The following is a 26,060-nucleotide window of genomic DNA, read 5'->3' on the forward strand; positions in this document are numbered from 1 at the left end:
TTGCAGACCGATGCGGCTCAACAAGTTCATTTCCGAAACCGGCATCTGCTCGCGCCGCCAGGCCGACAGCTGGATCGAAGCCGGACGGGTCGCCGTCAACGGCCAGCGCGCCGAACTCGGCACCCAGGTCAACGACGGCGACGACGTTCGCGTCGACGGCAAGCGCATCGGTGCGCGCGCCAAGCAGCATGTCTACATCGCACTGAACAAGCCGGTCGGCATTACGTGCACGACCGAGCGCCACATCGACGGCAACATCATCGACTTCGTCCGCCATCCGGAGCGGATCTTCCCGATCGGCCGGCTCGACAAGGAATCCGAAGGGCTGATCCTGCTGACCAGCAACGGCGACATCGTCAACGAAATCCTGCGCAGCGAAAACAACCACGAGAAGGAATACGTGGTCACCGTCGACAAGCCGATCACCGATGCGTTCATCGACGGCATGGCGCGCGGCGTGCGGCTGCCGGAGCTGGAGGTGACCACCAAGCGCTGCCGCGTCAAACGCGATCTGGCACGGCCTGACCGCACGTTTCGCATCGTGCTGACGCAGGGCTTGAACCGCCAGATCCGGCGCATGTGCAGCGTGTTCGGCTACGAGGTGCGCCGGCTGCAGCGCGTGCGGATCATCAATGTGCAACTGGCCGGGCTCAAGGTCGGACGCTGGCGCGACCTGAGCGCCGACGAGCTACGCGGCTTGCTGCCGGAACGCACGCTCTGGTAGACCGCAGCCTGATCCCCAACGAATCACAGGAGTGTTCGTCCATGAGCCCGACCCAGGTCCACGTCGTTAGCGGCACTGCCGCCTTTGCCACCGACAACAGCAACGGCCGCTCTCACTGGACCGCCGACGAGCCCGTGGCGGCCGGCGGCGGCGATACCGGGCCGGCGCCGACTGAGCTGCTGCTGTCGGCGCTGGGCAGTTGCACGGCGATCACGCTGCGGATGTACGCGCAGCGCAAGAACTGGCCGCTCGACGGCGTGGACGTGCAGCTGACGCTGAATCCCGACGGCAAGCCGGCCGACGGCAGCACGGCGATCACGCGCACGGTGACGCTGCGCGGCGCGCTCGACGCCGAGCAGCGCGAGCGTCTGCTGCAGATCGCCAACGCCTGCCCGGTTCACAAGATTCTCAGCGCGCCGGTCCAGATCAGCACGGGGTTGGCCGCGTGAGCGCGGTCGAGCGCATCGAGGGCCACGCCGCAATCGTCGGCGAAGGCCTGCCGATCAACCGCGTACTGCCGTCACGGCTGCGGCGTTTGGTCGGGCCGTGGTGTTTCCTTGATCACATCGGTCCGGCCGACATTGCCGAGGTCGGCGCGCTGCGCGTCGGCCCGCATCCGCACATCGGCCTGCAAACCGTCACCTGGCTCACCGCCGGCGAGATCCTGCATCGCGACAGCCTGGGTTCGCTGCAGCCGATCAAGCCCGGTCAGTTGAACGTGATGACCAGCGGACGCGGCATCAGCCATTCGGAAGAGTCGCCGGCGCAGGCGAGCGGCACGATTCACGGCGTGCAGTTCTGGACCGTGCTGCCGCAGTCGGCGCGCTTCATCGAGCCGATGTTCGACCATTACCCAGTGCTGCCGACGATCGCCCGCGACGGTGTACAGATCACTGTGATCTCCGGCGAATACGGCGGCGAGCGCTCCCCGGCACGGCACTTCTGGCCGATCGTCGGTTTGCAGATCACCGCCGGCGTCGTCGACACCGCGCTGGCGCTGGACCCCAGCTTCGAGCATGCGCTGCTGGTGATACGCGGCGCCGCCGACATCGACGGCGAGCCGCTGCTGCCGAACGTGATGCTGTATCTGGGCGCCGGTCGCAGCGCGCTGCAACTGCGCTGCGACGACGACTGCCAGATCATCCTGATCGGCGGCAAGCCGTTTGAAGAAAACGTGCTGATGTGGTGGAACTTCGTCGGCCGCAGCCGCGACGAGCTGACCGAAGCCTGCGTGCAATGGAACGCTGGCGATGCGCGCTTCGGCACCGTGCGCGGCTACGACGGCGCGCCGCTGACCGCTCCGCTGCCGCCATGGGCGACCGTGAATGCGCGCAGCAGCGAAGACTGACGGCCGTACACGCGATACGAATTCAAACAACGACAACACCCATCGAGGAGCGCTTCATGTTGCTGACGATCACGCCGCTGTATGCCGGACTGCTGGGCTTGCTGTACTTCGCACTGACGGTGCGCGTGGTGCGCGGCCGCGTCGGCAAGGGGGCGCCATCTCTCGGTGACGGCGACGATCCGGCGATGTTCCGCGCAATCCGCGGCCACGCCAACTTCAACGAATATGTACCGCTGATTCTGCTGATGCTTGGCTTTCTCGAAGCCGGTGGTGCGTGCGCGCCGTGGCTGCTGCATACACTCGGCGCGGCGCTGCTGATCGGTCGTATCGGTCATGGCATTGCGCTGAGCTTCACCGACAACTGGCCGCTGGGCCGCGCTGGCGGCGCACTGCTGACGTTCCTGGTGTTGCTGGTCACCGCGCTGCTGTGCGCATGGCGAGGCCTGGCGGCGATGCTGGTCTGAGGCCGCGCTGCACGCCGGCTTGGTATCGTGTCGCCATGAACCCCATCAAACCCGACGCGCCGTCCTGCGAGCGCAACCGCGATCCGATCCTGACACTGCTGCGTCCGCACTTTGCCGACCGTCACCACGTGCTGGAAATCGGTAGCGGCACCGGTCAGCACGCGGTCTATTTCGCCGCGGCAATGCCCCATCTGCGCTGGCAAACCTCGGACCGCGTCGCGTGTCACGCCGGCATCCGGGCCTGGATCGACGAGTCCGGCTTGGCCAACGTGCTGCCACCGATCGAACTCGACGTCGCCGGCTGCTGGCCGACGACGCGCTACGACGCGATATTCACCAGCAACACGCTGCACATCATCAGCGCGGCGCAAGTCGAAGCGCTGTTTGCCGCGCTGCCGGCGGTGATGAGCGACGACGCAAGGCTCGCCGTCTATGGCCCATTCAACGAGCAGGGTCGATATACCAGCCCGAGCAACGGCGAATTCGACGCGATGCTCAAGGCGCGCGACCCGCTCAGCGGTCTGCGCGACATCGAGTGGGTCGACGCCCTGGCGCAGCAGTCGGGGCTGCGGCTGATCGAAGACCGGGCGATGCCGGCCAACAACCGGGGTCTGGTCTGGCAGCGCGTGGCAGCGGCCAGCTGAGATTCATCGGCGATCCATATTTGATCGCCTATAACGCGGCGCGTCGCACTCGCCTGTTTCGCTAATCGGGATGCTTTGCATGGACTTGCTGATCCTGCCGCTGTACGGCGGCACTGTTTACGACTGGATCGTCGCGCTGGGCTTGTCGGTTGCCATCGCGCTGGGCGTCTACTTGATCAAGCCGCTACTGATTCGTCGCTTGTCGGCGCGCGCCGAGCGCACGGCGACGCAGATCGACGACGGCATCGTGCGCGCCTTGCGCGCAACGCGGGTCTGGCTGATCGTCGTCTTCGCCGCATCGCTCGGCAGCCGCTATCTGGAGCTGCCCGACGCCCATCAGCGGCTGCTCGGCTCGATCACCGCGGTGGCGATGTTCCTGCAACTCGGGTTCTGGCTGTCGGCGATGTTCCAGTTCTGGCTCGACCGTTCGCGCGAGCGGGCGCTGGCCAGCAACAGCGGCGCGGCAACCAGCCTGGCGGCGATCGGCTTCATCGGCACGGCCGTGCTGTGGACCGTCGTGCTGCTGGTGGCGCTGGACAACCTGGGCGTCAACATCACGGCGGCGGTGGCCGGCCTGGGTGTCGGCGGTATCGCGGTGGCGCTGGCCGTGCAGAACATCCTCGGCGATCTGTTTGCGTCGCTGTCGATCATCGTCGACAAACCGTTCGTGATCGGCGACTTCGTGATCATTGACGACTACATGGGCACGGTTCAGCACGTCGGCCTGAAAACCACGCGGCTGCGTAGCCTCAGCGGCGAGCAGCTGGTGTTCTCCAACAGCGACCTGCTGAAGTCGCGGCTGCGCAACTACAAGCAGATGCAGGAGCGCCGTGTCGTATTCAGTTTCGGCGTGCTGTACGACACCACCGCCGAGCAGCTGGAGCGGATACCGGAGATCGTCCGAGAGTTGGTCGCAGCCGAGACGACTGCGCGCTTCGATCGCGCGCATTTCTTCAAGTTCGGCGAATCGTCGCTGGACTTTGAAGTGGTCTACATCGTGCTCAGCAGCGAGTACAACGTGTACATGGACATCCAGCAGCGGATCAACCTCGGCCTGATGCGCGAGCTGGCCGCACTCGGCGTCGGCTTTGCGTATCCGACGCGGACGCTGCGAGTCGAAACACCGCTGCGCATTGCGCCGGACGCGCCGGCATCGGCATGAAGCGTCGGCCGGCGTCGCCAGCGCCCTGCCCTTGCGACGAGCAGCGTCGCTACGCCGATTGCTGTGAGCCGCTGCATCAAGGCCGTGTGCCCGCCGAACGCGCGGACGCGCTGATGCGCTCGCGCTACTCGGCCTATGCGCTCGGCTTGGCCGATTACCTGCTGGCAACCTGGCACAGCCGCACGCGGCCGTCAGCGCTCGATCTGAGCCCGCCGCAACCCCACTGGCTCGGCCTGAAGTTGCTGGGCTCGGACACTGCGGCCGACGGCCAGGCGGCGACCGTCGAGTTCGTCGCGCGCTACCGGATCGGGGGCGCGAGCGCGCAGCGGATGCACGAGCGCAGTCGCTTCGAGCGGGAAGACGGCGCCTGGCGCTACGTCGACGGCGACGTCGACTGATTCACGCGCAGCGGCCGCGCCGGCGATGCGCCGACGCGATCAGCCGCGCGGCGGCTTGCGCTTGGGGCCAGGGCCCGGCGTCGGCGGCGGGATCGCTTCGCCGGCACGGCTGATCCGCAACTGGCGGCCGAGCACCCAGGCTTTCTGCAGATCGCGGTAGACGCCGCGCGGCATGCCGGTGGGCAGGTCGACGAAGCTGTGGTCGTCCATGATCTCGATCTTGCCGATGTACTGGCTGTCGAGCCCGGCTTCGTTGGCGATCGCACCGACGATGTTGGCCGGCTTGACGCCGTGCTGGGCGCCGACTTCGATCCGGTAAGTCTCGGTTTCGTCGTCGCTCTTGGGCTTGGGCCGCTCAGGGCGCTCCAATCGCAGCGGCGCGCGCTCGCTGCGCTCCGGCCTGGCCGCGCTGCTGGCCGCCGGACGAATCTCGCTGGCCGCACTGCGCTCGGCGCGCTCGGGACGGTCGCGCAGCTTGGGCGACATCGGGAACGAAGACGGCACCGGCGTGGCCACCGGCAGTGGCTCGGCCGGCGGACGCTTCGGCGTGACGCGGATTTCGGAGCGCGGCCCTTCGGCCACGATCGGCTCATCGGTGGCCATCAGCAACGGACGGTCACCCTGGGCCATCGACGCCAACGCGGCCGCGATATCGACCAGCGCGGCGCCGGATTCGGTCTCGATCTCGGCCAATACGCTGCGGAACGCGTCGAACTGGCTGGCGGCGACGCGGTCGCTATGCGCCTTGTTCATTGCCTCGATCACGGTCTGCTTGAAGCGCTGCACGCGGCGCTTGTTGATCACCTCGCTGCTCGGCGCCGCGATCGCTTCGATCGGCTGGCGCGTGGCGCGTTCGATCGCCTTGAGCAGATGGCGCTCGCGCGGCGAGACGAACAGGATCGCATCGCCGCTGCGGCCGGCGCGGCCGGTACGGCCGATCCGGTGAACGTAGCTTTCGGTGTCGGTCGGGATGTCGTAGTTGACGACGTGGCTGATGCGCTCGACGTCGAGGCCGCGCGCGGCGACATCGGTGGCGACGACGATGTCGATCAGGCCGTCCTTGAGCTTGCTGATCGTGCGCTCGCGGTCGTTCTGCTGCATGTCGCCGTTGAGCGCGCTGGCGGCAAAGCCGCGTGCTTCGAGCTTGTCGGCGAGTTCGGTGGTCGCCGCCTTGGTGCGCGCGAACACGATCATCGCGTCGAAGGTTTCGGCTTCCAGGAAGCGGGTCAGCGCTTCGAGCTTGTTCATGCCGCTGACCAGCCAGTAACGCTGGCGGATGTTGGTCGCGGTCGTGGTCTTGGCCTTGATGCTGATCTCGACCGGATCACGCAGGTAGGTCTGCGCCACGCGGCGAATCACCGGCGGCATCGTGGCCGAGAACAGCGCGATCTGGCGCTCGACCGGTGCTTGCTGCAGCACCCACTCAACGTCTTCGATGAAGCCCATCCGCAGCATCTCATCGGCTTCGTCGAGCACCAACTGACGCAGGTTGTCGAGCTTGAGCGAGCCGCGCTTGATGTGGTCGACGACCCGACCCGGCGTGCCGACGACGACGTGGGCACCCCGCTTGAGGCCGCGCAACTGGGGCTCATAGCTCTGGCCGCCGTAGATCGGCAGCACGTGGAAACCGGGAATCGCCGATGCGTAGTTCTGCAGCGCCTCGGCGACCTGGATCGCCAGTTCGCGCGTCGGGGCCAGTACCAAGGCCTGGGTGACGCTGCGCGAGGTGTCGATCATCGACAAGATCGGCAGAGCGAATGCGGCGGTCTTGCCGGTGCCGGTCTGCGCCTGGCCGAGCACGTCGCGACCTTCGAGCAACGGGGGGATCGTGCGGGCCTGAATCGGGCTGGGCGACTCGTATCCGATCCGGATCAATGCCTCCAGTACCGGTGCAGCCAACCGCAAGTCGGCGAAACGCACGGACGCTGCGCCGGATGCGGCATCGTCGTTGGGCACGGAAGCCATGGGAATCCTGATGGAACGCGGCGGGCGATTGTACACCGGCGCGCCCCCTGATCCGACGCCCCCCCTGCGAGGACCGGCGCGCGGCGGCTGCCGAGCGTCAAGATTGACGGCCCCAAGCCGATACGCCGCCTGCGGCGACGAGGCGATCGGGCCGGCTGCGCAACGGAGACCACGTGATCGGCCTAGCATTCAATTTAGTAGAGCACTACCTGCTGGACCAGCGTGACGAAGCGGCGTTGGCAGCCGCGCTGGCCACCGGCGGCTTTGCCGACGCCGACCCCTGGCTCGATTCCCTGGCCTATCCCGACGCCGACTTCCGCCGCTGGGTGTTGGCCGCCGCCGAGCAGGATGCCGTCGACCTCGACGAGTTCCTGCGGAGGCTCGGGCGCTGGGCAATGCCCAGGCTGATCCGCCGCTACACCTTGCTGCCGACGACGCCGCGCTCGCCAAAAGACCTGATCGGCGACTTGTCGGCGGTGGTGTTTCCGCAGCTGCGGCGCGCGCTGCTGGGCGTCAGTACCGCGGACTTCGTGCTCGACTGCGGCCACACCGGCGCGGATTTGACCTATCGCCCCAGCGGCGAGCTGTGCCAGACGATCCAAGGGGCCCTGCTCGGACTTGGCGACCACTTCGGCGTGCCGCTGTCGGTGCGCGAGATCCGCTGCGGCCGCCACGGCGACGGCAGCTGCTGCTTTCATCTGGACTTCTACACGCCGGTGAGTCCGTGAGCGCCCCGGACCCCCATCACCTGCGTCTGATGCGCGCCGAGCGCCGCGTCGAACTGATGACGCGACTGATCGAGGATCGCAATCTCGACCTCGGCATCTCGATGGAGCAGACCCATAGCGTGCGCAGCCACCTGGCCGGGCTGCACCACGCGCTACCGGGCGCCCTGATCGAAACCGGAGCCGACGGCCTGATCACCGGCACCAATACCGGCGTTCAAGACCTGCTCGGCTATCCGCCGGGCGCGCTGTTGGGCCACTGGCTGAGACAGATCTGGCCCGATGCCGACGCATTCATCGATCGATGCCTGCGCGCCGACACCGGCCAGGATCTGCGCGACGAAGCCGAGTGGATCGCGATCGACGGCCGCGTCGTGCCGGTGATGATCTCGGCGCTGGTGCAACGCGACGCGCGGCAACGCCCGGCATCGCTGGCGCTGATCGCGCTCGATCTGTCGGAACGACGACGGCTCGAAGTCGAGTTGCGCCACGCGCAGAAGATGGAATCGCTGGGACAGCTATCAGCCGGAGTCGCCCACGAAATCAACACGCCGATGCAATACGTCGGCGACAACCTCGGCTTCATCCAGGACACGATCCGGCAGCTGCGCCCGCTGCTGGACGCGCTGCCGGCGCTGCAGCAGCAGATGAGTCCGGAGGCTGCCGCGCAGTGTCAGGCCTTGTGCACGACGGTCGACATGGACTTCGTCCGCGACCGGCTGCCGCGCGCAATCGACAGCGCACTGGGCGGCGTCCAGCGCGTGCGCCGCATCGTCGATGCAATGCGCGCGTTCAGCCATCCGCGCTCCGAACCCACCAGCGTCGACATCAATCAATGTCTGCGCGACACACTGGCCGTGGCACACAACGAATATCGATACGTTGCCGATCTGGCCTGCGATTTCGGCGACCTGCCGGACGTGGTCTGCTGCAGCAGCGATTTGAATCACGCCTTTCTGAACCTGATCGTCAACGCGGCGCATGCCATCGCCGAGCGACAGGCCCGCGGCAACGCAACGCGCGGCCATATCCGCGTCAGCACGCAGCTGTCGAACGATCACGCGCTGATCGCGATTGAAGACGACGGCTGCGGTGTGCCGGAGTCGATCCGACACCGGATCTTCGATCCGTTCTTTACGACCAAGGCCATCGGCAAGGGCACCGGCCAGGGCTTGGCGATCGCACGCAGCGTCGTCGTCGATCAGCATGGCGGCAGCCTGGACTTCAGGTCGCAGACCGGCATCGGCACCACGTTCACGATTCGGCTGCCGATCCACGGCCGCCGCATGACCCGCCCGGTCGAGCCAGAGGATGACGCGACATGATCAAGGTGCTGTTCGTCGACGACGAACCCGAGCTGCTGCAAGGGCTGGAGAACCGGCTGCACAAGCTCAAGGACCGCTGGCAGATGCGCTTTGCCGGCAGCGGCGACGCCGCGATCCGCCTGCTGCGTCAGGACCCGGCCGATGTCGTCGTATCCGACATGCGGATGCCCGGCATGGACGGCGGCCAACTGCTGGACTGGGTTCGCGAACGCCACCCGGAGACGGTACGCATCCTGTTGTCCGGCCATACCGGCACCGATGGCGCAATCCAGTTGATGCCGGTCGCACACCAGTTGTTGAGCAAGCCCTGCGACCTTGATCTGCTCGAGCGCGCCGTCGAATGCGGGGCGGGACTGCAGGGCCGGCGTTCCCGGCCCGAAGTCGCACAGGTGCTCGGCTTGCTTCAAAGCCTGCCGTCGCTGCCGCGCTTGTACTGGGACCTGGTGCGCGAGCTCGACCGCCCGTCCGCGAGTTCGGCGTCGGTATCCAAGATCATCGAACAAGACATGGCGATGACGGCCCGCGTGCTGCAGATGGCCAACTCCGCCTTCTTCGCCTCACCTCGCAGCGTACGCAGCGTGCGCGACGCCATCACCTCGCTGGGTCTGCAAGCGATCCGCGCGGCGGTGCTGCAGCTGCACTTGTTCCGCGCGATGGGCGATATCGCGGTGCCTCGCGGATTCTCGCTGGAGAAACTGCAGACGCGGTCCTTGCACTGCGCATGGCTGACCAACCAGATGCTGGCCGACCCCGAGGAGCGCAAAACCGCTTACTCCGCCGCGGTGCTGCATGACGTCGGCTACCTGGTGCTGGCGGTAGGCCTGCCGGAGGCCTCGGCGCGCATCCGCAACCGCGCGCGCAGCACCGGTGAAGCGCTGCATCGCCTCGAAACCGAGGAGCTCGGCTGCGACCATGCCGAGATCGGGGCGCGCATGCTCGCGCTGTGGGGCTTGCCGGTACCCTTGGTCGAAGCCGTGGCCTATCACAACGATCCGTTGCGCTCCGGCGCCACGCGCTTCGGCGCGATCGCAGCGGTTCACGTCGCCAGCGTGCTCAGCTACGACAAGAGCGACCCGCAGAGCCTTCCGCAACAGCTCGACGTCGAGTTCCTGCAGCGGATCAACTGCGAGGCAATCGTCAATCAATGGATCGCCGGCGAGCCGATCAGCCGCATCTGACATGACCGCCGAGATGCGAATCCGCGCGCTGTGCGTCGACGACGAGCCAGCCGTGCTCGACGGCTTGCAACTGACGCTGCACCGCCACTGTCAGCTGGACGTCGCCCGCAGCGGCGCCGAAGCACTGGGCATGCTCGCGCAGCAACGCTACGCCGTGCTGATGTCCGATATGCGGATGCCGGGCATCGACGGCGCCACGTTGCTGAACGTCGTGCGGCAACGTCACCCCGAGACCGTGCGGCTGCTGCTGACCGGCCAGGCCGATATCCAAACGGCCGCGTTGGCGATCAACAACGGTCAGATTTTTCGCTTCCTGATCAAGCCCTGTCCGCCGGCGACGGTGCAGCGCGCGTTTGCCGACGCCGCCGAGCAGTACCGACTGCAAACGGTCGAGCGCAATCTGCTCGAACGCACGCTGCGCGGCGCGGTGCAAGCGCTGACCGAGGTGCTGTCGCTGACCGACCCGGAAGCCTACGGGCGTGCGGCGCAGGTCAAGACCCTGTGCGTGGACATGGCCACACGCCTGCAGCTGAGTCCGACCTGGGCACTGGAACTGGCGGCGATGATGGCGCCCTTGGGGCGCATCAGCCTGCCACCGGATCTGCTGCAGCGCTTGGCTTCCGGTGCACCGCTGCAACGGCAATCGGACCGCGAGGCCCTGCAGCGCGTGTCCGAGGTCACGCACCGGCTGCTCGCGCCGATCCCGCGACTGGAACCGGTTCGCGACATCCTGAGGGCTGCCGAGCGTCACATGGCAGCGGTCGACGATGCCGCCGACATTGCGGCCGACACGATGCCCGTCGCGGCACTGTCGCGCGTGCTGCGCGCTGCGACTCGCTTCGTCGAGCGAACCGACCATGGCGATACGCCGGAACTGGCGCTGGCCGAGCTTCGCAACGATGGTGCGCAGGACGTGCTGATCGATGTGATCCGCCAGATCACCGGCAGCCGGACCCACGAGCAGCAAGTGCGGACGTTACCGGTACACCGGCTCGGCGTCGGTATGCGGCTGTGCGACGACCTGTTGACGCAGAACGGTCAACGGCTCGTGCCGCGCGGCTTCGAAGTCAATGCCAGCTTCGTCGAGCGAATCCGCAATATGCGGCCGGATGCGCTGCGCAGTCCGGTCCGCGTCTTGATACCGCGCAACGCCGACTGAGCCGCCGCTTCAGAGCGGCGTCAGTGTCGAGCCGCGATCGCCTGCCACAGCATCTCGAACAGTTCGTTGGCCTGAGGCGTCAGCGGCTCGTTCATGCCGCGCGAGATATAGCCCTGCACCAGTCGCACGATGATGCCGATACAGTAATCGAGCAGCACTTGTTCGCTGACCTGGCGGTTGAGCACACCCTGCGCTTGACCCTGCGCGAACATCCGCGTGATCGCCGCATAGAAGTCGCGGTTCTGATGACCGGCCGTGCGGCGCCAGGTGTTCAGGTACACCGAGCTCATGACGATCTGCATCACCTTGGGATTGCGCTCGAAAAAGCCGAGCGCCACGTCGAACAAGCTGCGCAGGCGCTGCTTCAGATCGGCGCGATCAAGACCGTTGGCCTGCAGATACGGGCCCATCTGCCCGACGAGCTGGCCGAGCCACGAATCGAGGCCGGAGAACAGCAGCGCTTCCTTGCTGCCGTAGTACTTGTAGATCGTCTGCAGGCTGACGTTGGCGCCGCGCGCAATCTCGATCAGACCGATGCGGTGAAACTCACGTGTCGAAAAAATATCGAGAACCGCGGCTTCGATGCGCGCCTTCGTGTCCGGGTCGAGCTTCTTCAAGTCGGGTAGTGCAGTGGACGTTTGCATGGGACCCTTATGTTTATTGATTGATATAGAACAACCTCTCCTACCCGCACTATGAGACGGGGCTGCGCAAACGACAAGCCCTGCGCATGGCGTCTGCCGGGGCCGGGGCTGACGCGCACTTCGACGACCGATGATGCGACGCACCATTGCACCCGCATTCAGGTCTCGTTCGTCCAAAACCTTTCACCTTGATGGTCTACGCCATTGGGACGACGACATGTTCGGACAGTTGATGCGCTGGATGCAGGCGCGGCGCATGCTGCCGTCGATCTCGGACACCGAGCGCCAGGCCCTGCAAGCGGGGACGGTGTGGATCGACGGCGACTTCTTCGCCGGCAAGCCGGACTTCGAGCGCATCTTGAGCGAGCCGTACTCGCCGCTGTCCGATCAGGAACAAGCGTTTCTCGACGGGCCGGTCGAACAGTTGCTGCGCCGCGTCGATCGGTATCAGATCGGCCGTACCAAGCGCATTCCGGATGAGGTGATCGACTTCATCAAGCGTGAAGGCTTTATGGGGCTGCTGATACCGCGGCAGTACGGCGGCAAGCAGTTCTCGGCACTCGGCATCTCGACGATTCTCGCCAAGCTCAATACCTGGAATGCGGCGGTCGCGACGCTGGTGACGATCCCCAACTCGCTGGGCGCCGGCGAGTTGATCGTCCACTACGGCACACAGGCGCAGAAGGATCACTATCTGCCGCGGCTGGCCAGCGGCGACTACCTGCCCTGCTTCGGCTTGACCGAGCCGACGGCCGGCTCGGATGCGGCCAGCATCCAGGCCGAAGCCCGCGTGTTTCGTGACGACGACGGCGCGATCAAGCTCAAGCTGAACTTTCGCAAGCGCTACATCACGCTGGCACCGATCGCCAATCTCGCGACGCTGGCCTGCAAGCTCAATGACCCCGACGATCTGCTCGGCAAGGGCGTGAACGTCGGCATCACCTGCGTGCTGGTTCATCGCGGCACGCCGGGCTTCGTCAGCGGCGACCATCACGACCCGATCGGCGATCCGTTCTACAACGGTCCGCTGGTCGGTACCGACGTCGTCGTGCCGCTGGACCAGATCATCGGCGGCGTCGACTACGCCGGCAAAGGCTGGCTGATGCTGATGCAGCAGCTGGCGGGTGGCCGCGCGATCTCGCTGCCGGCCGGCGCGGTCGGCAACGCGAAAGCCGCCGCAATCGCCACCGGTGCCTACTCGATGGTGCGCCAGCAGTTCGGCATCCCGATCGGCAGGATGGAGGGCGTCGAGGAGCGCGTCGGCCGCATGGCCGCGTTGGCCTACATGATCGAAGCCGCGCGCATCTACGCTTGTTCGGCGATCGACAACGGCCAGCATCCGCCGGTGGTGTCCGGCGTGCTCAAGGCTTACACCACACGGATCAGCCAGGACATCATCGTCGACGGCATGGATGTGTTCAGCGGTGCCGGCGTGATGCAGGGACCCAACAATATTCTCGGCGCGGCCTACAAGAGCGCGCCGGTCGGTATCACGGTCGAGGGCGCGAACATCCTGACGCGTACGCTGATGATCTTTGGCCAGGGCGCGACCCGCTGCCATCCGTATGCAATGTCGGTGGTCGACGCCGTAGCGCAGAGCGACGTGCCGGCCTTCCGCCGTCAACTGCTGGGCTGGATCGCACATTTCATCGCGGGCATCGGCCGCGCGGCACTGCACGGCGTGACGCGCGGCCTGACGGTATCGGTGCCCGACGTCGACGCTGCAACGCAGGGCTACTACCGGCGTATCGGTTGGGCCGGCGCGCGCTTCGGGCTGCTGACCGACCTGGCGATGTTCGCAATCGGCGGGCGGCTCAAGGTGCGCGGCAAGCTCACCGGTCGCTATAGCGATGCCTTGGCCTGGATGCTGCTCGGTGTATCAGCGCTGCGCCGCTATGAGGCCGAGGGTCGACGCGCCGATGACGCGCCGCTGCTGCATTACGCGCTGAGTCATGCGTTGCATCAGGTTCAACAGGCCTATGAGGGCATCTACCAAAACTTCGGCGGGCCGGTCGGCGTCCTGCTGCGTGTGGTCGGCGGCATCTGGCTCCGGCTCAATCCGCTCGGGTCCGCGCCGACCGACGAGCAGAGCCGCCGAGCGGCGCTCTGCGTGCAGACCGCGAACGCACAATTCGAGCGTCTCGCCTACGCCGTGTTTCAGCCGGCGGACGACCACCCAGCGCTCGGACGGCTGCTGAATGCCTTTGCCTGCGTCAGCGCTGCGCAGCCGGCAGCGCAGCGCATCATTCAGGCACAAAAAGCGCGGCGACTGCCGCGCGGCCCGCTACCGGCCGAGATCGCCGACGACGCCGTCAAGGTGGGCATCATCGACGCCGCCGAGGCCGATCTGCTGAGGCGGGCGCTGAGAGCGCGGCTCGATGCCATCGAAGTCGACAGCTTTACCCCGGATCAGTACTTCGGCCGCATCAACGACGGCGGCGGCATCGATCACGGTGCCATCGAGCCGGACGATCGGCCGACCCTGTCCTGATCGACACCCGCCGGGACGCGAGTCGGACTCGGACGCGGTCCGGCGGGTTCGCCATCGTCCGCTGCGTCCTCGTCAGTTCTGAGTAAGCGGCGCCGCATTGGGCGCGGCAGTCTGTCGCAGCCCGCTGACGGGTGATGACCACGCGACGCCGACATGAGCCACGCCGACCGCCTTGCCTACAGCCGATCCCGCCCTTGCCGTGTCAGCGAGGTGCCGCAATGGGACTTCGAGGCCGACGTGCTGGTGGTCGGATTCGGTTCTGCCGGCGCATCGGCCGCGCTCGAAGCGCGCCGCGCCGGTGCCGACGTGCTGCTGTTCGAAGTCACGGCCGCGTCGGGTGGCACGTCGGCGCTGTCCGGAGGCGAAATCTACATGGGCGGCCACGGCGGCACGCCGATCCAGCGCCACGCCGGCTTCAGCGACGACACCGAAGATTTCTATCGCTATCTGGTGATGGCCGGCGGGCCCAATGCCGACGAGGCCAAGTGCCGTGCTTATGCCGACGACTGCGCCGAGCACTACCAGTGGCTGGTTGCGCAAGGCGTGCGCTACAAAAACAGCTTCATCAAGGAGCGCATCGTCGAACCGGTCACCGACGACTGCCTGCTGTGGAGCGGCAGCGAAGAGGCGTACCCGTTCAGCGAGCACGCCAAGCCCTGCCCGCGCGGCCACACGCCGCAGTGGATGGGCATGGGCGGTGGCAAGTATCTGATGGATGTGCTCGCCGAGCAGGTCAACAAAGCCGGCGTGCGCGTTCAGTACGAAGCGCGCGTGATCGCGCTGATCGCCGAAGACGACAACACGGTGCGCGGCGTCGTCGTCAAGATCGACGGCGTCGACCGCTATGCCCGTGCGCGCGGCGGCGTGGTGCTGGCGGCCGGCGGCTTCATCATGAATCGCGACATGGTCAAGAAGCACGCGCCGATGCTGCTGCGTGCCCAGTATCCGCTGGGCACGGTCGACGACGGCAGCGGCGTGCAGCTGGGCCAGAGCGTCGGCGGCGCCGCGATCAACATGAGCGAAGGCTTCGTCACGCTGCCCTGGTATCCGCCAGAGCGGCTGATCCGAGGCATCTTCATCAACGAACGCGGTCAGCGCTTCATCAACGAGGACTGCTATCACGGCCGCGTGTCGCACCATGCGCTGCAGCAAGGCGGCAACCGCATCTTCATCCTGCTCGACGCCGACAGCTTCGGCGAGCCGGACTTCGGCCAGCATTTCAAGATCACGATCGGCGCCACCGGCGACACCTGGGACGAAGTCGAAGCCGAACTCGACCTGCCGGCCGGCTCGCTGACGTCGACGGTCGCGCTATACAACCGCTACGCCGAACAAGGCCAGGACCCGCTGTTCCGCAAGGGCGCCAAGTGGCTCAAGCCGCTGGCGACGCCGCCATTCGTGGCGCTCGACTGCCGGATCGATCACGCGCTGTACACGACGTTCACGATGGGCGGGCTCGACACGTCCATCGACGGCGAAGTGTTCGACGACACGCGCCGCACGATTCCCGGCTTGTACGCCGCCGGCCGCACCACGTGCGGATTGCCGCGCTGGGGCGAAGGCTACAGCTCCGGCATGTCGCTGGCCGACGCCACCTACTTCGGTCGCCGCGCCGGCAAGCGTGCCGCCGCTGCGGCAAACGCAGCCCGCTAGGCCGGCATCGCCGGCCCTGGAACCAGGGCCGGTGATTCGCGTCAGGGCCTGGGGACCGGGTCGTCGTAGCGCGCCATCCAGCTACCGAGCTGGGACCGCAGCCGCTGCAGCGTATCGGCATGAGCGGGGTCGGCGGCGAGGTCGCGGATTTCCCAGGGATCGCTCTGCAAGTCGTACAGCTCGAAGCGGGGACGGGTGAAGTCACGCAGATCGTGATCGGCCAGGTCGAGCAGGCGATACGCATCGGCAAAGCCGTCGACGCTGCGATTGTCGACGATGTGCGAGTAGACCGGATTACGCCACGGCGTGATCAGCTTCAGATCGTCGACGACGTAGGTCGCCGTCGGATCGGGCATGTACAACAGCTGATAGCGGCCGTCGAAAATCGACCGGTCGGCCGCGCGGCTGTCGAGTGCCAGACCCAGCCCGACCAGCACGCTGTTCGGTGCGGCCGTGTCGGCACCGCTGAGCAGCGGGTAATGACTGACACCATGCTGACGACCGACGGTCACCAAACCCAGCGCGTCGAGTACGGTCGGCAGCAAATCGACACCGGCAAACAACTCGGCGCGAACGCCGCCGGGTACGACGCCGGGGCCCTTGATCAGCAGCGGCACCTGCAGCCCGAGGTTATAGGTGGTGGCTTTGCCGCGGTGGTATTCGACGCCGTTGTCGCCCATCAGCACCACCAGCGTGTTGTCGGCCATGCCGGACTCTTGGAGCGCCTGCATCACCTGGCCGACCGCGCCGTCGGCACTGCGGACCGCCGCCAGATATTCAGACCAGTCGGTCCGCACGACGTCGGTATCGGGCAGATGCCCCGGCGGCTGGACGACGCTGCGGTCGATACTGCTCGGCTGCTTGCTGCTGTCAGGCCACGGGCGGTGCGGAAAGCTGATGCAGTGTTCCAGATACCAGGGCTGCCCCTGCCCCTTGGCCTGGCTCAGAAAGTCGACCACCTGGCTATAGCGGCTCACGCCCGGCGTGACCGGATCCCAGCGGTCGAACGGAAAGCGGGTATGCGGGCTGCGGTGGAATTTGTGCTGAAGCCCGGTGAAGTAACCGGCCTTCTTCAGTAGTTCGATCAGCGTCGGCTCGGGCGTGCGGATCTTGAACCGGTTGTACTGCGAGTTCGCATCGCGCAGCCAGCTGGGGTCTTCGGCGGCCAGTGACTCGGCGCTGCCGACGTATTCCTGCACGTTGAACGTGGCGCCCGTCGTGAAGTTGTACAAGCCGGTGAACAGCGCCGAACGCGATGCCGAGCAAGTCGAAATGGTGATGTAGGCGTGCTGATAACGAGCGCCGGCGGCGGCGAGCGCATCCATATTCGGCGTGCTCAAACCCGGTGTTCCATAGGCGCTGGTATGCGGGCCCATGTCGTCCATCAGAATCACCAGCAGATTGCGCCCGTTGGCATTGGGCTGCGGCGGCGGCGAAAGGTCGATCGGCGCCGGTCCGGGGCCCGACCCACCACCGCCGCCCCCGCCGGTCTCGTCGGGCGATGAACCGCCGCCGCCTCCACCGCCGCAACCCGCGACGGCCAAGCCGGCAAGGCCGGCCATTCCCAGCAAAACGTCCCGGCGATCCAACGTCACGGTAGCACTCGATTCGGCAGTCAAATTGAGGGTCGCCGTCCGATCGACGGCGCTGGCGCAAGACTATAAGCGAGGCAGCTTGCAGGCCAATGTCGGACCAGGGCGACACGCGGGCCCGGCAGCCATGGCGGCCAGACGGCTCGACGGGCGACCCCGACGATCCGTCTGCCCGCAATCGGCAGAGCGACCGCTACAGCATGCGCAGCTTGCGCACCTCGCGCACGGCCACCGCCAGCGCCTGGAAGTCGGCGCCGCCACTGGTCTGCAACTCGGCCATGCGGTTGAGCGCGAAGCGCACCTCGCGTTCGTGTGCGGCCGCCCAGGCATCGACCCGTGCCTCAGCGCTGTCGCCGGGCTGCAGCAGCACGCGCGCGGTGATGCGGCGATGAATCCGGTAGGCGTCGTCGCGCAGATTGTTGCGCGCCAGCGCCTGCCATTGATCACCGACCTTCAGCGCGAGTATCGCCGCATGCAACCACGGCATGCGCAAGCGCTCGCCGACTGCGAAGTACACCGCGGCCGCGCGGTCCAGCGGCGCTTGCGCGCCCTGGGCCAGGTCGACGATGTCGAACGCGCAGCCGAGCACCAGGGTATTGGCCAGCATCCGCGCCAGCGGCTCGTCGACGCCGTCAGCGCGAATCGCGGCAAAACTGCGGTCCCATTCGTCGCGATAAGCCGGCGACAGCACGTCCGGCAACGCGGCCTCGAATGCAGCGACCGGCTCGCGGTAATGCGCCACCAGCGAACCCACCGACCGCGCCGCCGCGCCGCTGCTCACCAACCACCCGGTGGCGTGTTTGAGCAGGCCGGTGGTGCGCTGCATCAGCCGGTACTGCAGTGCGGCCGCGACACGATTGTCGAGCGATTCGATCCCGCGCCAGTACGCATCGCCACCCAGGATCTCGTGCGCTGTGGCGTAGGCCTTGAGCACATCGGCGCGCGCCACGCCATGGTCCGCCGCCATCCGGTGCGCAAACGCGATGCCCATCCGGTTGACCACGGCGTTGCTGAGAATCGTGGCGATGATCTCGCGCTTGAGCCGGTGCTGCAGCAATGCCTCGCGATAGCGCTCGACCAGCAGCGGCGGGAAGTTCGCCAGCAAATCGCGCTCGAAAAACGGGTCGTCGGGCATATCTGACTGCAAGGCCGCATCGTTCAGCGACACCTTCGAATACGCAACGAGTACCGCCAACTCGGGACGGGTCAGTCCGCGCCCCTCGCTGCGACGCTCCTTAAGCGTTTCCTCGTCGGGCAAGTATTCGATGGCGCGGTTCAACAGCCCGTCGCGCTCCAGCGTCCGTATCAGCCCGGCGTGCTCGTCGAGCCGCGTCGCCGCTTCGCGCTCGATCAGGCTGATGCAAGCCGATTGCACGTAGTTGTCGCGCAGCACCAGTCGGGCGACGTCATCGGTCATCGCGGCCAGCAGCGGATCACGCTGATCGCGCGTTAGCTGGCCTTCGGCCATCAGTCGGTTCAGCGGGATCTTGATGTTGACCTCGCGGTCGGAGCAATGCACGCCGGCACTGTTGTCGATCGCGTCGGTGTTGATGCGTCCGCCGCCGGCACCATGAGGTCCGCCTTGCATCGCGTACTCGATGCGGCCGGCCTGGGTGAAGCCCAGGTTGCCGCCCTCGCCGACGACCCGCGCCCGCAACTCACGGCCGTTGACGCGCAGCACGTCGTTGGCGCGGTCGCGTACGTCCGCGTGGCTCTGATGCTGGGCTTTCACATAGGTGCCGATGCCGCCGTTCCACAGCAGATCCACCGGCGCCTTCAGAATCGCGTTCATCAGCTCGGGCGGCGTCATCGCCACCTTGTCGATGCCCAGCGCGGCCTGTGCCGCAGCGCTGAGCTTGATCAGCTTGGCGCTGCGCGGATAGACGCCACCACCGTCGGATATCAGGCTGGCGTCATAGTCGGCCCAGGAGCTGCGCGGCAGTGCAAACAGCCGGGCACGCTCATCAAAACTCCGCTCGGCATCGGGGTTCGGGTCGATGAAGATATGGCGGTGGTCGAACGCGGCCAGCAGCCGGATCTGGCGCGACAGCAGCATGCCGTTGCCGAAGACGTCGCCGCTCATGTCACCAATGCCGACAACGGTAAACGGCTCGCGCTGGATGTCGCGGCCGATCTCGCGGAAATGGCGCTTGACGCTCTCCCAAGCACCCTTGGCCGTGATGCCCATCTTCTTGTGGTCGTAGCCGACGCTGCCACCCGAAGCGAACGCATCGCCGAGCCAGAACCGGTAGTCCTGCGCCACGCCATTGGCGATGTCGGAAAACGTCGCCGTACCCTTGTCGGCGGCGACGACCAGATACGGATCGTCTTCGTCGAGGCGCACGACGTCGCGCGGCGGCTCGATGCCGTCGCCGACGCGGTTGTCGGTGATGTCGAGCAGGCCGCTCAGAAAGATTTTGTAGCAGGCGATGCCCTGCGCCATCCATGCGTCGCGGTTGGCAGCATCGACCGGCTTCTTGACGACGAAACCGCCCTTGGCACCGACCGGCACGATCACCGCGTTCTTGACCATCTGCGCCTTCATCAGGCCCAGCACTTCGGTACGGAAGTCTTCGCGACGATCGCTCCAGCGCAAGCCGCCGCGGGCCACGCGTCCGCCGCGCAGATGCACGCCTTCGACGTCCGGCGAATAGACCCAGATCTCGAACATCGGCCGCGGATACGGCAACTCCGGAATCTTCGACGGGTCGAGCTTGATGCTGATATAGGGCTTCTGGCTGCCGTCAGATGCGCTCTGGTAAAAGTTCGTGCGCAAGCTGGCGTGGACCACCGACAAGAACGCACGCAGCACACGGTCGGCATCAAGGCTGGTGACCGCGTCGAGCGCCGCGTCGATCTCCTGTGCAAAGCGAATCTCGTCGCTGCGCCGCTGCACCGGCTCCAGCTTCGGATCGAAGCGCGACTCGAACAAGCGCACCAGCAAGCGTGCGATGTCCGGATAAGCGCCGAGCTGCGCTTCGATGTCGGCGCGGCCGAACGGCAGACCGACTTGATTGATGTATTTGGCCAGCGCTCGCACGCAGGCCACTTGCCGATAATCGAGCCCGGCAGCCAGCACCAGCTTGTTCAGCGCGTCGTTTTCGGTCGCACCGCGGAAGGTCTGCACCAGCGCCGTCTCGAAGTAGCGCTTCTGCACCTCGGCCGACAAGCGCGAAGTCGGCGCCTCGACGCTGAACTGCTGGATCCACAGCGCCGGGCCTTCCTTGGGCGTGATCTGCGTCGGATCGTGGCTGAGCACGCGCAAGCCGAAGTTTTCCAACGTCGGCATCACATCGGACAGCGCGACCGGATTGTCACGGGCATACAGCGTCAATCGCAGCGCGCGCGGCGGTACGACGTCGGCATCGAAGATCAGGCGCGGCAACAGCGGCTCAGCCTCGGACAGTCGTAACAGATAATGAAGGTCCGCTTCGGCGTCGGCCGGCGTCACCGATTCGGTATACGACTGCGGAAACGCATCGGCGTAGCGTGCCAGCATCACCGTGTCGAGGGCCCCGGCCGTGCGCTGCAACAGCTCGCGCAATTGCTCACGCCAGTTGCGCGTCGCGGCGATCAGCCGCTGCTCGATCTGCTCGACGCTCATATCCACCGACGTACCCGGCGGCGTGCGCACGATGTAGCGGATGCGCGCCATCGAGCCGCGTAGCGAATCGACTTGCCGGTCGATCGACGTACCGCCGAACAACTTCAGCAGTTCGGCGGCGATGCGGTCGCGCAGCTCGCGCGAATAGCGGTCGCGCGGCAAATAAATCATGCAACTGTAGAAGCGACCGTAACGGTCGCGGCGCAGGAACAGCTTCAGCTGATGGCGGTCGCGTAGTGCACGGATGCCCATCGCCGTGCGGTACAACTCGTCCTCGGACGACTGGAACAGCTCGTCGCGCGGTAGCAGATGCAGAATTTCGCTGAGCAGCTTGCCGCTGTGGGTTTGCTCGCCGATGCGCGAGCGCCGCATCACGTAGTCGGCCTTGGCGCGGATCAGCGGGATCGTCCGCGGACGGTCGACATAAACATCCGACGCGAACAGTCCGACGAAGCGGCAGGTACCGGCGACGGCGCCGTCACTGCCGTACTGCTTGACCGAGATCACGTCCATGTAATCGGCCAGATGGACATGCGCGCGCCGGCTGGCCTTGGTGACGACGATCAGCCGAGGCGACTCGGCGTACTTGTCGAGTTCGGCCTTGGGCGCGATCAGCGCCTCGGTGTCGGCGTAGCGCTGCCCGGGCCGTGACAGGCCCAGCGCCGCTTCATGGGTGTGGACCAGTTGCTTGCGGCCGCCGGCCGCCGCAGTGGCCTGGGTTTCGGTATAGCCGAGAAACATGAAATGACCGTCCGCCAGCCACTGCAGAAACTCGCGGCCTTCGGCAAATTCGGCCGGGTCCGCCTGCGGCGGCACCGTCGCCAGCCCTTCGGCCAGCGACAACGCGCGGGCGCGCATGGCCGCCGTGTCAGCGACCGCGCAACGCAGGTCGCCGAGCGCGTCGCGCAATTGCCGCTCCAGCGCTGCATAAGCCGCATCGTTCGGCAGCGGCTCGAATTCCATGTGGATCCACGACTCCAGTGGCGCGTCGGCATCGCCCACCAATGCGTCCCCGATCGCAGCGATCCGGCCCTGCCCATCACGGCGGACCTTGAGGATCGGATGCACCGCCCAGTCGATCGACACGCCAGCCTCGCGAACGGCAATAGCGACCGTGTCGACCAGATAGGGCATGTCGTCGATGCAGGTTTCCACGACCGCCAAGGTTGGCAGTGCGTCACCGTCGCGACCCGGCGGCAGCAGCCGCAAGCGCAGTTCACCCGGCACCCGCCCCTCGCTCCACTGTCGCTGTCGATGCGCCAGATTCAGCAACTCGTCCGGACTGCGCTGTCGCAGCGCGTCGAGCGAGGCGGTGTCGTAGAACGCGCGGACGAAACCGGCGATCGACGTACCCGCTGCGTCGGCGGGCGGACTCGCCGCTTCGAGCTGTGCTAGCAAGCTGTCCTGCTCGCGGGCCGTGTCCGTGGCGGACGTCGGCACCGGCCGGACCGGCTCCTGATCCCCTGCCGCAGCAGCGGGCCGGCTCAGGGTGTGGCTCCTCGGGTCATTCATTTGTCCTCCGCGACGTTGACGCGCGAAAGCCGCGCGCCGGCGGTTTTTCTAGTGGCGGCAGTATGCCAGAGCCACTGTCGGCGGCCGTTGCGGGCTGGCAGTCTGCGCTGAGCGGCATCGATCGGCGGTCTGCACGGCTTACCCCGTCCATCGATCGGGCATCGGCCCCTATAATTGAAGACAAGCCCAGGTGGCAGGAACATGAATCCAGAACCGAGACAGCAAGCCGCACGTGCGTGGCGCGGCACCCGCGGCTTTGCCGTGGGACGGCTGCTGTTCTGGCTGCTGCTGGCCGGCTGGGCGGCGATCAGCTGGCAGCTGACCGATGTGCCAGCGCGGGCGATGCGCTCGCGGATCAACGACCTGTCGGTGATTCCGGGCGCTGGCTTGATCATGCGCGACCCGACCGGGGTGTTCTATCACGTCAACAACGCAGGCCGAGCGCGGGCGATCTTCCCGGAGCTGGCACCGCCGGTCTACGACGAGGTTTGCCTCGACTGCACGCTGGTCACCGGCGAACAATTGTCCCAAACCAACGAGTTCTGCATCGCCGGCTCGCAGAAGTCACTGCCGCGCCTGGAATTTGAATTGCCCTGTCACACATGGGCACCGCTGGGTGAAGGCCATAAAGTGCTGGCCTTCTGCATGTTCATCGTGCCGCTGCTGGTGTTCTGGGTCGTGCGCGCCGTGTTGCAGCGAGTGGGGACGCCCAGGCCCGCCGCCGGGTAGGATGGGGGGATGACCCGTACGCTGTCACACAGGCCAAGGCCCCTACGAGTGGGCATCCAGTACGCTTAAAAGGGACGGCGCGCCGGCCGCGCGCCAGCGACAAATAAATCTAAACCAAGCCGCCGGTGGCGGACGAGGAGTTTTTGATGCACGGCGAAGCCCAAGGCAAGTTCTCCAAAGCGTTTGTACGCGTCACCGAGCCGATCGTGTTCGGCAACCGCCCGAGGACGCTGCTGGCGATCTTCCTGACCACGCTGTTCATGGTCTGGCAGGCGCTGCATCTGCAACTCGACACCGGCTACGAAAAGCAGTTGCCGCTGGGCCATCCGTACATGAAGGTCTTCAAGCAGTACCAGACCGAATTCGGCGGCGGCAACATCGTGCTGTTCTCGGTGCAGCAGAAAGAAGGCGACATCTACAACCCCGAGTTCATGGAAACGCTGCGCAAGCTGACGCAGACCGTGTTCTTCACCAAGGGTGTCGACCGCGCTCGCGTCAGCTCGCTGTTCACGCCCGACGTGCGCTATCTCGAAACGGTCGAGGACGGCTTCCGCGGCGGTAACGTGATTCCGGCCGAGTACGCGCCGACGCCCGAGATGGTCGAGATCATCAAGAGCAACACGGCCAAGGCCAAGGCGATCGGCCGCTACGTCACCAACGACCAGACCGGCGCGATGGTGTTCAGCGAGCTGCTCGAAATCGACCCGCTGACCGGCAAGCGCCTCGACTACCTGGCCACCGCCAAGCTGATCGAAGACGTGCGTCAGCGTTTCACCAGCCAGAAGATGTACGAGCTGAAGCTGAAAAAGGACGTCGATGGCATCCCGGCCGGCACCGTGGTCAAGACCACGTACATGGACCCGCGCAAGTTCACGTTCCGCTTCAGCACGATCGAGACGGTCAGCCCGACCGACGCCGCCAACATCGTCCAGGTGTCCGGCAGCGACGTCGACGTCGTCGAATCGGACAACCCTGATTACAACCCCAAGGTCGACGTCAATATCGTCGGCTTCGCCAAGGTCGTCGGCGACATCGGCGACGCGACCTTCGAAGTCGTCGGCTTCTTCGGCCTGGCACTGCTGCTGACCTGGGTCGTGCTGTGGTGGTACACCGGCTCGGCGGTCATCGCGCTGCTGCCGCTGTCCTGCGGCCTGCTGGCCGTGGTCTGGGAACTGGGCATGCTGCACATGGCCGGCTACGGTCTCGACCCGTTCGCGATCCTGGTGCCGTTCCTGGTGCTGGCGATCTCGGTGTCGCACGGCATCCAGATCACCAGCTTCTGGCTGCTGGAAGTCGCCGAGCGCGGCGCCAACAGCTTCGATGCCTCACGCAACACCTACAAGCGGCTGGTCACGCCCGGCATTACCGCGCTGGTCACCAACGTGGTCGGCTTCGGCACGATCCTGCTGATCCCAGTCGGCATCATCCGCGAGATGGCGATCAACGCGATGTTCGGCCTGCTGGCGGTCATCGTCTGCAAGAAGATCCTGCTGCCGTGCTTGCTGTCGTATGCCCACCTGGGCGACCCGAACAAGTTCCGCGATTACCAGCGCAAGCGCGACGCCAGCTTCGAGCCGCTGTGGCGCCTGCTGTCGAAGATCACGCTCAAGCCGGTGGCCATCGGCGTGCTGCTGGTGAGCTTCGCCGGCTGGGGCGCCGCCGAGATCATCTCCAAGGACCTGAAGATCGGTGAGCTGCACGATGGCGTGCCCGAACTGCGGCCCGACTCGCGCTACAACCGTGACTCGGCCCAGATCGCCGCGAACTACTCGATCGGCGTGGAGCTGATCAAGGTCATCGCCGAAAACAAGGCCGACGGCTGCATCGATTACTCGATCATGGAAGAGATCGACCGCTTCGCCTACCGCATGCAGAACACGCCGGGCGTGCAGTCGACGCTGTCGCTGCCGCAGCTGGGCAAGCTGGTCTACAGCGCGTTCAACGAGGGCAACCCCAAGTACAACGTGCTGCCGCGGTCTAGCGACGGCCTGGTGCTGGCCGGCCAGCAGTTCCCGACCTCGACCGGCTTCCTGAACACCGACTGCAGCGCGATCCCGGTGTTGATCTTCATGGCCGACCACAAGGCCGAGACGATCAACACGGTCGTCGCGGCGGTCAATCAGTTCATCAGCGAACAAGGGCCCAACCCGCAGGTGCAGTTCAAGCTGGCCACCGGCAACGTCGGCGTCATGGCCGCGACCAATGACGTGATCCGCGATACCGAGCACACGGTGCTGTTCTGGCTGTTCCTGTGCATCGGCATCTGCGTGTGGCTGAGCTTCCGCAGCTTCGGCAGCCTGGTGTGCGTGCTGCTGCCGTTGTGGATGGTGTCGGTCATTACCTATGCGGTGATGGTGTTCCTCGATATCGGCCTGAAGGTCTCGACGCTGCCGGTTGCCGCGTTCGCCGCCGGCATCGGCGTCGACTACGGCATCTACATCTACAGCGTGCTCGAAGAATGTGTCGGCAAGGGCCAGAGCCTGCGCGAGGCCTACGAGAACACGCTCAAGCAGACCGGCAAGGCGGTGGTCGTCACCGCGCTGGCACTGGCGGCCAGCGTCTGCACCTGGCTGCTGTCGGGCCTGCAGTTCCAGGTCGACATGGGCATCCTGCTGACGATCATGTTCCTGGCCAATGCCGCGGCCGCCGTGCTGTTGCTGCCGGCCTTCGCTGCCTTCCTCGTCAAAACCCAGCCTGGCAGCGGCGATGCCGCCCATGCCGAAACCGCCAAGGCCTAAGGACA

Annotated in this window: 19 protein-coding genes; 15 read left to right on the plus strand and 4 right to left on the minus strand. The window is 66.2% G+C overall.

Annotation, left to right across the window (positions count from 1 at the left end):
• Positions 1-10 precede the first annotated feature (10 nt).
• From rluF to BUB09_RS01475, 7 genes are all read left to right on the plus strand, one after another.
• Positions 11-724 (plus strand): 23S rRNA pseudouridine(2604) synthase RluF, encoded by a 714-nt coding sequence (rluF, locus tag BUB09_RS01445; RefSeq protein ID WP_072893096.1) that lies wholly within the window; start codon positions 11-13, stop codon positions 722-724.
• A gap of 41 nt (positions 725-765) precedes the next feature.
• Positions 766-1,173 (plus strand): OsmC family protein, encoded by a 408-nt coding sequence (locus BUB09_RS01450; protein ID WP_072893099.1) that lies wholly within the window; start codon positions 766-768, stop codon positions 1,171-1,173.
• Positions 1,170-2,072, plus strand: coding sequence for a pirin family protein (locus BUB09_RS01455; protein ID WP_072893102.1), 903 nt, complete (start codon positions 1,170-1,172; stop codon positions 2,070-2,072). Before BUB09_RS01450 ends, BUB09_RS01455 begins: the two co-directional genes overlap by 4 nt.
• A gap of 56 nt (positions 2,073-2,128) precedes the next feature.
• Positions 2,129-2,536, plus strand: coding sequence for an MAPEG family protein (locus tag BUB09_RS01460; RefSeq protein WP_175550078.1), 408 nt, complete (start codon positions 2,129-2,131; stop codon positions 2,534-2,536).
• A 35-nt stretch (positions 2,537-2,571) separates the two neighbouring features.
• On the plus strand, positions 2,572-3,180 hold the full coding sequence (locus tag BUB09_RS01465) for a DUF938 domain-containing protein (protein WP_072893105.1): 609 nt from the start codon (positions 2,572-2,574) through the stop codon (positions 3,178-3,180).
• 79 nt (positions 3,181-3,259) lie between these two features.
• The gene (locus BUB09_RS01470) at positions 3,260-4,342 is read left to right on the plus strand and encodes a mechanosensitive ion channel family protein (RefSeq protein ID WP_072893108.1); all 1,083 of its coding nucleotides are present in this window, start codon (positions 3,260-3,262) and stop codon (positions 4,340-4,342) included.
• On the plus strand, positions 4,339-4,740 hold the full coding sequence (locus BUB09_RS01475; protein WP_072893111.1) for a YchJ family protein: 402 nt from the start codon (positions 4,339-4,341) through the stop codon (positions 4,738-4,740). Before BUB09_RS01470 ends, BUB09_RS01475 begins: the two co-directional genes overlap by 4 nt.
• Before the next feature lie 39 nt (positions 4,741-4,779).
• Here BUB09_RS01475 and BUB09_RS01480 read toward each other — a convergent pair whose 3' ends face one another.
• Entirely contained in the window at positions 4,780-6,705 is a 1,926-nt protein-coding gene (locus BUB09_RS01480) for a DEAD/DEAH box helicase (RefSeq protein ID WP_072893114.1), read from the minus strand.
• Positions 6,706-6,878: 173 nt separating this feature from the next.
• Between BUB09_RS01480 and BUB09_RS01485 the strand changes: the two genes are divergently transcribed.
• From BUB09_RS01485 to BUB09_RS01500, 4 genes are read left to right on the plus strand one after another with little or no spacing between them, the layout of a single operon-like run.
• On the plus strand, positions 6,879-7,433 hold the full coding sequence (locus BUB09_RS01485; RefSeq protein ID WP_072893117.1) for a heme NO-binding domain-containing protein: 555 nt from the start codon (positions 6,879-6,881) through the stop codon (positions 7,431-7,433).
• The gene (locus tag BUB09_RS01490; protein ID WP_139250057.1) at positions 7,430-8,755 is read left to right on the plus strand and encodes a sensor histidine kinase; all 1,326 of its coding nucleotides are present in this window, start codon (positions 7,430-7,432) and stop codon (positions 8,753-8,755) included. Before BUB09_RS01485 ends, BUB09_RS01490 begins: the two co-directional genes overlap by 4 nt.
• Positions 8,752-9,933: a response regulator gene (locus BUB09_RS01495; protein ID WP_072893123.1), complete on the plus strand. Its 1,182-nt coding sequence runs from the start codon at positions 8,752-8,754 to the stop codon at positions 9,931-9,933. The genes BUB09_RS01490 and BUB09_RS01495 overlap by 4 nt, the downstream gene beginning before the upstream one ends.
• 1 nt (position 9,934) lies before the next feature.
• Entirely contained in the window at positions 9,935-11,092 is a 1,158-nt protein-coding gene (locus BUB09_RS01500) for a response regulator (RefSeq protein WP_072893126.1), read from the plus strand.
• A gap of 20 nt (positions 11,093-11,112) precedes the next feature.
• Here the strand turns inward: BUB09_RS01500 and BUB09_RS01505 are convergent, their stop codons facing one another.
• Positions 11,113-11,736, minus strand: coding sequence for a TetR/AcrR family transcriptional regulator (locus tag BUB09_RS01505; RefSeq protein WP_072893129.1), 624 nt, complete (start codon positions 11,734-11,736; stop codon positions 11,113-11,115).
• Positions 11,737-11,953: 217 nt separating this feature from the next.
• Between BUB09_RS01505 and BUB09_RS01510 the strand changes: the two genes are divergently transcribed.
• A complete protein-coding gene (locus BUB09_RS01510; RefSeq protein ID WP_072893131.1) occupies positions 11,954-14,227 on the plus strand; it encodes an acyl-CoA dehydrogenase in 2,274 nt (757 codons plus the stop codon).
• A 153-nt stretch (positions 14,228-14,380) separates the two neighbouring features.
• Positions 14,381-15,880, plus strand: coding sequence for an FAD-dependent oxidoreductase (locus BUB09_RS01515; RefSeq protein ID WP_072893133.1), 1,500 nt, complete (start codon positions 14,381-14,383; stop codon positions 15,878-15,880).
• Between the two features lie 41 nt (positions 15,881-15,921).
• Here BUB09_RS01515 and BUB09_RS01520 read toward each other — a convergent pair whose 3' ends face one another.
• A complete protein-coding gene (locus tag BUB09_RS01520) occupies positions 15,922-17,475 on the minus strand; it encodes a sulfatase family protein (RefSeq protein WP_139250058.1) in 1,554 nt (517 codons plus the stop codon).
• A gap of 190 nt (positions 17,476-17,665) precedes the next feature.
• On the minus strand, positions 17,666-22,588 hold the full coding sequence (locus BUB09_RS01525) for an NAD-glutamate dehydrogenase (protein WP_084083070.1): 4,923 nt from the start codon (positions 22,586-22,588) through the stop codon (positions 17,666-17,668).
• 201 nt (positions 22,589-22,789) lie between these two features.
• Between BUB09_RS01525 and BUB09_RS01530 the strand changes: the two genes are divergently transcribed.
• Entirely contained in the window at positions 22,790-23,317 is a 528-nt protein-coding gene (locus BUB09_RS01530; protein ID WP_072893142.1) for a hypothetical protein, read from the plus strand.
• A 146-nt stretch (positions 23,318-23,463) separates the two neighbouring features.
• Entirely contained in the window at positions 23,464-26,055 is a 2,592-nt protein-coding gene (locus BUB09_RS01535) for an efflux RND transporter permease subunit (protein ID WP_072893995.1), read from the plus strand.
• Positions 26,056-26,060: the final 5 nt, after the last annotated feature.

The sequence above is a fragment of the Hydrocarboniphaga daqingensis genome (genome assembly GCF_900129825.1).
GTDB lineage: Bacteria > Pseudomonadota > Gammaproteobacteria > Nevskiales > Nevskiaceae > Hydrocarboniphaga > Hydrocarboniphaga daqingensis.

Excerpts from the sequence above, each read along its gene's own strand:
- BUB09_RS01500 (WP_072893126.1), top strand. The coding sequence starts at position 9,935 with ATGACCGCCGAGATGCGAATCCGCGCGCTGTGCGTCGACGACGAGCCA.
- BUB09_RS01505 (WP_072893129.1), bottom strand. The coding sequence starts at position 11,736 with ATGCAAACGTCCACTGCACTACCCGACTTGAAGAAGCTCGACCCGGAC.
- BUB09_RS01535 (WP_072893995.1), top strand. The coding sequence starts at position 23,464 with ATGCACGGCGAAGCCCAAGGCAAGTTCTCCAAAGCGTTTGTACGCGTC.
- BUB09_RS01470 (WP_072893108.1), top strand. The coding sequence starts at position 3,260 with ATGGACTTGCTGATCCTGCCGCTGTACGGCGGCACTGTTTACGACTGG.
- BUB09_RS01515 (WP_072893133.1), top strand. The coding sequence starts at position 14,381 with ATGAGCCACGCCGACCGCCTTGCCTACAGCCGATCCCGCCCTTGCCGT.
- BUB09_RS01530 (WP_072893142.1), top strand. The coding sequence starts at position 22,790 with ATGAATCCAGAACCGAGACAGCAAGCCGCACGTGCGTGGCGCGGCACC.
- BUB09_RS01495 (WP_072893123.1), top strand. The coding sequence starts at position 8,752 with ATGATCAAGGTGCTGTTCGTCGACGACGAACCCGAGCTGCTGCAAGGG.
- BUB09_RS01465 (WP_072893105.1), top strand. The coding sequence starts at position 2,572 with ATGAACCCCATCAAACCCGACGCGCCGTCCTGCGAGCGCAACCGCGAT.
- BUB09_RS01475 (WP_072893111.1), top strand. The coding sequence starts at position 4,339 with ATGAAGCGTCGGCCGGCGTCGCCAGCGCCCTGCCCTTGCGACGAGCAG.
- BUB09_RS01510 (WP_072893131.1), top strand. The coding sequence starts at position 11,954 with ATGTTCGGACAGTTGATGCGCTGGATGCAGGCGCGGCGCATGCTGCCG.
- BUB09_RS01450 (WP_072893099.1), top strand. The coding sequence starts at position 766 with ATGAGCCCGACCCAGGTCCACGTCGTTAGCGGCACTGCCGCCTTTGCC.
- BUB09_RS01460 (WP_175550078.1), top strand. The coding sequence starts at position 2,129 with ATGTTGCTGACGATCACGCCGCTGTATGCCGGACTGCTGGGCTTGCTG.
- BUB09_RS01525 (WP_084083070.1), bottom strand. The coding sequence starts at position 22,588 with ATGAATGACCCGAGGAGCCACACCCTGAGCCGGCCCGCTGCTGCGGCA.
- rluF (WP_072893096.1), top strand. The coding sequence starts at position 11 with ATGCGGCTCAACAAGTTCATTTCCGAAACCGGCATCTGCTCGCGCCGC.
- BUB09_RS01480 (WP_072893114.1), bottom strand. The coding sequence starts at position 6,705 with ATGGCTTCCGTGCCCAACGACGATGCCGCATCCGGCGCAGCGTCCGTG.